General features: G+C 74.3%; 1 protein-coding gene. It reads left to right on the top strand.

Translation table 11 applies throughout. The features are described 5' to 3' along the window. The first annotated feature begins 26 nt into the window (after positions 1 to 26). Entirely contained in the window at positions 27 to 8774 is an 8748-nt protein-coding gene (locus ABT001_RS33140; RefSeq protein ID WP_351285126.1) for an SDR family NAD(P)-dependent oxidoreductase, read from the top strand. The last annotated feature ends 21 nt before the right edge of the window (positions 8775 to 8795 follow it).

Below are 8795 nucleotides of genomic sequence, written 5' to 3'. Positions count from 1 at the left end.
GCGGTCACGATGTCGACTGGAAGGCCGTGCTGCCCGGACGAAACCGGGTGGACCTGCCGACCTACGCCTTCCAACACCAGAACTACTGGCTCACCGGCACCGGCAAACCAGCCCCCGTGCTTCCTGCCTCTCACCCGCTGCTCACCGGCTCCCTCGCCCTCGCCGGAGCACCGGCCCATCTCCACACCGGGCACATTTCCCGTGCGGACCAGCCGTGGCTGGCCGACCACCGGCTCGGGGACATCCCGATCGTCCCCGGCACGGCCTTCGCCGAACTCGCCCTGCACGCAGGCGCGCGCGACGGCTTCGGCACCCTCGCGGAGCTGACCCTCCACGAACCCCTCGCCCTGCCCGACGACGGCGGCGTCGACCTCCAGCTCACCGTCACGCACGGCGGCGACGGTACCGCTGCCGTCGCCGTGCACGCCCGCCCCGACGTCGACCTGCCGTGGGTGCTGCACGCCAGCGGCTCGCTCACCACGGGCACTCCCCCGTCGCCTGCCCCCGCCGACGCGTGGCCGCCACCCGGTGCGGAAGCCCTTACCACCGAAAACCTGCACGACGCGTTCGCGGCCCACGGCGGCGTCGAGTACGGCGACGCCTTCCACGGCTTGCGTGCGGCCTGGCGGCTGGGTGAGACCGTATACGCCGATGTCGTCCTGCCACCGGAGACCCCGCCGGGCGCGTTCGGCATCCACCCCGCGCTGTTCGACGCGGCTCTGCACGCGGCCGTGTTCCTGCACAGCGCGGACACGGCACCGCGGGTGCCCTTCAGCTGGACCGGCGTCTCCCTCTCGGCCCGCGGCGCCAACGCTCTTCGCGTGAGCATCACGGCATCCGGGCCGGAGTCCTTCTCCGTCGTCGCTGCGGATCCCGAAGGCGCACCGGTCTTCCACGTCGAATCGCTGGCCCTGCGCGAGATCGCGTCGGCCACCCCCGACCCGCTGCGTGACGCGCTCTTCGAGACCGTCTGGCGGCCCCTGGCGGAACCGCCCGCTCCGGCACCCCGGTCCTGGACGACGGTGCCTCTCGGGACCGGTGGTCTGCCGGACCTCGACGATGTACCGGACGTGGTGTTCGTGACCGTCGGGGCCGACGCGTCGGCTCCCACCGCTGTCCACCAAGCCGTCAAGGCTGTCTGGGAGCTGTGCCGGTCGTGGCTGAGCGACGACCGGTACGCCGAATCCTTGCTCGTACCGGTGCTGCCGGGTGCCGTCGCGGCCTCCGCCGACACGGTCCCGGACCCGGCCCTCGCGGCCTGCTGGGGCTTTCTGAGCGCGGCGCAGACGGAGCACCCGGGCCGGATCGTGCTGGCCGACGCCGACCCGGGTGACCTCGCCGGCCTCCTGCCCGTGCTGGATGCCGACGAGCCCCGCCTGGCCGTGCGGGCCGGGAGCGTCCTCGTACCGCGTCTGACCGCAGTGACGGCGGAGCCCGGCGAACCGGACCTCGGCGACGGCACCGTGCTGATCACCGGCGGCACCGGCGCCCTCGGCGCGCTGCTCGCCCGGCACCTCGTGGCTCACCACGGCGTGCGACGGCTGCTGCTGACCAACCGTGGCGGCCCCGACGATCCACGCGCGATGGCGCTGACGGCCGATTTGCGCACGCTGGGCGCGGCCGTCGATGTCGTGGCGTGTGACTTCGCCGACCCGGCCGCGGTGGCGGCGCTGCCGGCCGTCGCGTCCACGGAGAACCCGCTGACCGCGGTGCTGCACCTGGCCGGCACCCTCGACGACGGCCTGGCCACCTCCCTTACCCCGGAGCGCATCGACCGGGTGCTCACTCCGAAGGTCGACGGTGCCTGGCACCTGCACGAGGCGACGCGGGACCTCGACCTGCGCGCGTTCGTGCTGTTCTCCAGCGCGTCCGGCTTGCTGGGTGGTGCCGGCCAGGCCGCCTACGCCGCCGCCAATGCCTACCTCGACGCGTTCGCCGTCCGGCTCCGGGCCGAGTCCGGGATCCCGGCGCAGTCCCTCGCGTGGGGCGCCTGGGCTGCGGGCGAGGGCATGGCCGCCTCCGTCTCACCGCTGGCCGCCCGCCGGATGGCGCGGGCCGGACTCCGCGACATCGGCGACGCGCAGGGGGCCGCCCTCTTCGACGCCGCCCTCTCGATCGGCACCACGGGCCTGGCCCCGGTCGCGCTCGACCGGGCACGGCTGCGCGCGTCCGCCGCCGACGGGTCGTTGCCCCCGATCCTCCGCGACCTCGCCCCGAAACCGGCGCGCGCCGCCACCCTCGGTCTCGCCGCGCGGCTGGGCTCGTTGTCCGAGGCCGACGCCGAACGGCAGGTACTCGACGTCGTGCTGGCCACCGCCGCCACGGTGCTCGGCCACCGCAGCGCGGCCGATGTCGAGCCGCGGCGCAGCTTCCAGGAGTTGGGCTTCGACTCGCTGGCCGCGGTCGAGTTCCGTACCGCGCTCGGCACCGCCCTCGGGCAGCGGCTGCCCGCGACGCTCGTGTTCGACCACCCGACCCCGGTCGCGCTCGCCCGGCACCTGCTCGCCGACGCGACGACATCCCGCCCGGTCACCACCGCCCGCGTCGCGACGCCCGCCGACGACCCGATCGTCGTGGTCGGGATGGGCTGCCGGTTCCCCGGCGGCGTGCACACGCCCGACCAGCTCTGGGACCTCGTCGTGAGCGGCACGGACGCCATCTCGGAAATGCCGTCGAACCGCGGCTGGGACGTCGACGCCCTCTACGACCCCGTTCCCGGTACCCCTGACAAGAGCTACACCCGTCACGGCGGGTTCCTGCACGACGCGGACCGGTTCGACGCGGAGTTCTTCGGCATCGCCCCGCGTGAGGCCTCGGCGATGGACCCCCAGCAGCGCGTGCTGCTGGAAGTCGCCTGGGAGACGCTCGAACACGCCCGCGTCGCGCCGGACTCGTTGCGCGGCACCCGGACCGGTGTCTTCGCCGGGGTCATGTACAACGACTACGGCTCGTGGCTGCACGACCCGTCGTCCGAGACCGGCGGCTACGGCGGGCTGGGTACCGCGGGCAGTGTGCTGTCCGGCCGGGTCGCCTACGTGCTGGGGCTGGAGGGACCGGCGGTGAGCATCGACACGGCGTGCTCGTCCTCGCTGGTCTCGCTGCACCTGGCCGCCCAGGCGCTGCGCGGGGGTGAGTGCGATCTGGCGCTCGCGGGTGGTGTGACCGTCATGTCGACGCCCGCCACCTTTGTCGACTTCAGCCGCCAGGGTGGCCTGTCGGCGGACGGCCGGTGCCGGTCCTACGGTGCGGGCGCGAACGGGACCGGATGGGGCGAGGGTGCGGGACTGGTGCTGCTGGAAAGGCTGTCGGACGCCCGGCGTCACGGCCACGACGTGCTGGCGGTGGTGCGCGGCTCCGCGATCAACTCCGACGGAGCGTCCAACGGGCTGACCGCCCCCAACGGCCCCTCACAGCAGCGGGTCATCCGGGCCGCACTGGCTGGCGCCGGCCTGTCCACGACGGACGTCCAGGTCGTGGAGGGGCACGGCACCGGTACCTCACTCGGCGACCCGATCGAGGTACAGGCCCTGCTGGCGACCTACGGTCAGGACCGCGACGATCCCCTGTGGCTCGGCTCGGTCAAGTCCAACCTCGGGCACACCCAGGCGGCCGCCGGTATCGCGGGCGTCCTCAAGATGATCCTCGCCATGCGACACGGGACGCTGCCTGCCACGCTGCACGCCGACGAGCCGTCCGGGCAGATCGACTGGGGCCCCGGCTCGGTGTCGCTGCTCACCGGCGCGCGGCCGTGGCCCGCGGGTCCGCGTCGGGCCGCGGTGTCCGCGTTCGGCGTGAGCGGGACCAACGCCCACGTGATCCTCGAAGGGGTCGTCCCGGACGAGACCGCCCCCGTACCGCCAGTGATACCGCTGCCCGCGTCGGGTGTGCTGTCCGGGCACACTCCGGAAGCCGTGCTCGCGCAGGCGGAGGCGCTCGCCGGGCATCTGCGCGAGCGGCCCGGGCTCACCGCCGTCGATGCGCTCCACGTCCTGGGAACCGGCCGGTCGCCCCTGCGCCACCGGGTGCCGCTGACCGCCGCCGACCGGGACGGCCTTCTCGCGGAGCTGGGCGCGGTCGGCCTGGACGACATCGTCGTGGCGGGTACGCCGAGGACGGCGTTCCTGTTCACCGGCCAAGGCGCGCAGCGTGTGGGCATGGGCCGGGGGCTGTACGAAGCGTTCCCGGTGTTCGCGCGGGTGCTCGACGAGGTCTGCGACCAGCTCGACCGGTTTCTGGCGACGCCGGTGCGGCCTGTGCTGTTCGGGGACGACGGTGCCGTGCTCGACCGGACCGTGTTCACCCAGACCTCCACCTTCGCCGTCGAGGTCGCGTTGTTCCGGCTGCTGGAGTCGTGGGGGCTACGGCCGGACGCGGTCGCCGGGCACTCCGTCGGTGAGCTGGCCGCCGCGCACGTCGCGGGCGTGCTGGACCTGGCCGACGCCTGTGCGCTGGTCGCGGCGCGCGGACAGCTGATGGGGGAGCTACCGGAAGGGGGCGCGATGGTCGCGATCGCCGCACCCGAGTCGGAGGTCGTGCCCCTGCTCGGCCCGGGTGCGTCCCTCGCCGCGGTGAACGCCCCGGACGCCGTCGTGGTCTCCGGCGACGACCATGTCGTCACCGCGATCGCCGACAGGCTGGCTGGAACCGGTCGGCGGGTGCGGCGGCTGCGGGTCAGCCACGCGTTCCACTCCGCGCGGATGGAGCCCATGCTGGCCGAGTTCACGGCGCTGGCGTCGTCCCTGACCTTTCACGCGCCGAAGCTGCCGATCTTCTCCAGCGTCACCGGCACCGCACAGACCGCCGCGGAGTGGGCGGCCCCGGAGTACTGGGCCCGGCAGGTGCGCGACACCGTGCGGTTCGCCGACGTCCACGCGACCCTGCGCGCCGACGGGATCGGGCTCTGCCTGGAAGTCGGGCCCGACGCCTCCCTGACCGCGAGCGCACCGGATGATCTCCCCCACGTGGCTCTGCTGCGCCGCGAGCGGGACGAGCCGGCCTGTCTGCTGCGGGCGGTGGCGACCGCTCACGCGCACGGTGCCGAAGTGGACTGGGAGGGCGTGTTCGCCGGCCGGCCCGCCCGCCGGGTCGAGTTGCCGACGTATGCGTTCCAACGGTCGCGGTACTGGCTGCCACGCAGCCCCGCCGGTGCGGGCGCGCGTGGCGGTGGGCTGACCCCGCTGAGCCACCCGCTGCTGGGCACGAGGATCACCCTGGCCGACGACGGTGTCGTGCTCGCCGGCACGCTTTCGGCCGCCGCGCTGCCGTGGTTGGGCGAACACTCGGTGGGCGGGACACCCCTGCTGCCCGGCAGCGCGTTCGTCGAACTGGTCACGCAGGCCGCTGATCACGGCGGGTCCACCGTCGTCGAGGAACTGGTGCTCCAGTCGCCCCTGCGCCTGCCCGAGGGGTCCACCGTCGACGTCCAGGTGCGGATGGACGCTGCGGAGGACGACGGGCGGCGTGCGGTGTCCGTGCACTCGCGTCCCGTCGGCGGTGACTGGGTGAGCCACGCGTCCGCGACGGTGCACGCCGAGGAGACCTCCGCCCAGGCGTCGGACTGGGCCCTCGCCTGGCCGCCCGCCGACGGCGAGGCTCTGGACGTCTCGTCTCTGTACCCCGCGCTGGAGGCGGCAGGGTACGGCTACGGGCCCACCTTCCGCTGCCTGCGCGCGGCGTGGCGGCGCGGGGACGACGTGTTCGCCGACCTCGCGTTGCCGGAGGCGGCCGCCGAGGAGGCCGGGGCCTACGGCCTGCACCCCGCCCTGCTGGACGCGGCCCTCCACGGCCTCTCGCTGGCCGCGCGGGAAGGGGACGGCGTTCGGCTGCCTTACGTGTGGACCGGGGTCCGCTGCGCGGCCACCGGGGCGTCGGTGGCGCGGGTGCGGCTGAGCCCGGTGGGTGAGGGCTGGCGCGTCGAACTGGCCGATCCCTCCGGTCAGCCGGTGGCCACCGCGGATTCCCTGGTGCTGCGGGAGGTCCCGGCCGAACGGGCACCGGCCGGTGACAGCTCGTTGTTCCGGGTGGACTGGACGACGACGGTGCCCGCCGGTGAGCCGCGCTCGCTGGTGCTGCTCGACGGGGACGTGTTCGACCTCGCCGCCGCGAACCACGACGTGATCGGGGACGACATCTCCGTGCTCTGCGTGCGCAGCGAGCCGGGCGACACCGTGGCCGCCGCACACGCGCACGCCGAACGCGTCCTCGCCTCCGTCCGGTCCGCGCCGGACGGTGAGCTGGCCGTGGTGACGCGCGGCGCGATCGCGGTCGGCCCCGACGAGGACGTTCCGGATCTCGGTGCCTCGGTGGTGTGGGGGCTGGTACGGTCCGCGCAGAGCGAGCAAACCGCGAAGTACACCCTCGTCGACGTCGACGAGGACCCGGCCTCGCTGGCTCTGCTGCCCAGGGTGCTCGGGCAGGGTGAGCCGCAGCTCGCGCTGAGGGCGGGGGTCGCGTACGCGCCTCGCCTGGCCGGAGCGGACACCGCCGGTTCGCTGGTGCCCCCGGCGGGTCCGTGGCGGCTCGACAGCACGGGCGGGGGCACGCTCGACGCGGTGACGCTGGTGCCGTTCCCCGAAGCGCGGCGCCCGCTGGGTCCGCACGAGGTGCGCGTCTCGGTTCGGGCCGCGGGCCTGAACTTCCGGGACGTCATGGTCGCGCTGGCGATCGTGCCCGGGCTGGACGGCATCGGCGGCGAACTGGCCGGAGACGTCCTCGAAGTCGGCCCCGGAGTGAGCGACCTCGCGCCCGGGGACCGGGTGATGGGCCTGTGCCCGGCGGCGTTCGCGCCGGTCGCGGTCACCGACCACCGCTGGCTGACCCGGCTGCCCGAGGGCTGGAGCTACGAGCAGGGCGCTGCGGTCCCCGTCGCGTTCCTCACCGCATACTACGGCCTCGTCGACCTCGCGGACCTGCGGCCGGGCGAGTCCGTGCTGGTGCACGCCGCGGCCGGCGGGGTGGGGACGGCCGCTGTACAACTGGCCGGGGTGCTGGGCGGCGAGGTCTACGCGACCGCGAGCCCCGGCAAGCAGGACACCCTGCGCGGCCGTGGCATCCCCACGGCCCGGATCGCCAACTCCCGGACCCTGGACTTCGAACCGGCATTCCTCGATGCCACCGGCGGGGCCGGGGTCGACGTCGTGCTCGACTGCCTGTCAGGGGAGTTCGTCGACGCGTCGCTGCGGCTGCTGCCGCGTGGCGGCAGGTTCCTGGAGATGGGCAAGACCGACGTCCGCGACGCCGACCGGGTCGCCGCGCAGTACCCCGGTGTGCGCTACCAGGTCTATGACGTCCAGGATGCCGGTCCCGACCGTACCCGGGAGATGCTCGACGCGCTCTCGGCGTACTTCACCGACGGCTCCCTGACCCCGCAACCGATCACCGTCTACGACGTGCGCCGTGCCCCGGAAGCGTTCCGCGCGCTCAGCCAGGCGACGCTCATCGGGAAGGCGGTGCTCACCCTTCCCCGCACCCCGGACCCGGCGGGCACCGTGCTGATCACCGGCGGCACCGGCGCGCTGGGCGGCCTGCTGGCCCGGCACCTGGTCGAACGCCACGGTGCCACGCGGCTGGTGCTGACCAACCGCAGCGGCCCGGACGCGCCGGACGCGCGCGAGCTCGCCGGTCAGCTGGGTGAGCTGGGCGCCGATGTCAGCGTCGTGGCTTGCGATGTCGCCGACCGCACGGCTGTCGAAGCGCTGCTGGGCTCGATCCCGGCGGCGCACCCGCTGACCGCCGTGGTGCACGCGGCGGGCCGGCTCGACGACGGCGTCGTGGCGACGATGACCGGGACGCAGCTGCACGGCGTACTCGCGGCGAAGGTCGACGGCGCATGGCATCTGCACGAGCTCACCCGCGATATCGACCTGGTCTCGTTCACGATGTTCTCCAGCGCCGCCGGGCTGTTCGGCAACGCCGGTCAGGCCAACTACGCGGCCGGGAACACCTTCCTCGACGCGCTGGCCCAGCACCGCCGCGCGAGCGGCCTGCCGGGCCAGTCGGTGGCGTGGGGCGCGTGGACGGCCACGGGCGGCATGGCCGGCACGCTCGACGAGGCCGCGGTGCGCCGGATGGCCCGGACCGGGTTCGTCCCGATCACCGAGGAGTCCGGGCTCGCGCTCTACGACGCGGCAGTTGTCCGGGACCTGGCTCTGGTTGCGGCCGTCCCGCTCGACGCCAGCCGTCGGCCCGAGGCCGACGAGGTGGTGCCGCCGTTGCTGCGCGGGCTGCTGAAGACGGCGGTGCGCCGGGTCGCGGAGGGCGGATCCGGGAGCGGCGAGGCACTGCACGACCGGCTGGGCGCGATGTCGGCCGAGGACGGGCTGCGGCTGCTGACCGACCTGGTCCGCACCGGCGCGGCCCGTGTCCTGGGGCACCCGTCGTCGGCCTCGGTGCCCTCCGACCGCGCGTTCAACGACCTCGGATTCGACTCGCTGACCTCGGTCGAGTTCCGCAACCACCTCAACCGGCTGACCGGGCTCCGGCTGCCCTCGACGCTGGTGTTCGACCATCCCACCGCGGAGCTGCTGGCCGCGCACCTGCGGGTCGAGCTCGCTCCGGTCGAGGTTTCTGCGCTGGACGCGGGCCTGACAGCGCTGGAGCAGGCCGAGGCGCTGCTGGCCTCGGTGCCGGCCGACGACGCGGACCGGGACCGCGTGACCCGGCGCCTGCGGGTGCTGCTGGCCGCGTGGGCGGACGACCCGGACGAACCCGGGTTCGCCGATGCCGGTAACGACGACCTGTTCGCCATGATCGACCAGGGCTACGCCGGGCCCTGACCCGCGGCCGCCCCCGGAACG

The organism is Streptomyces sp. NPDC002793 (genome assembly GCF_040295485.1).
In the GTDB taxonomy this organism is placed as follows: domain Bacteria; phylum Actinomycetota; class Actinomycetes; order Streptomycetales; family Streptomycetaceae; genus Streptomyces.
Note: the sequence above shows the minus strand (reverse complement) of the source record. Positions and strands in the feature narration are given on the sequence as shown.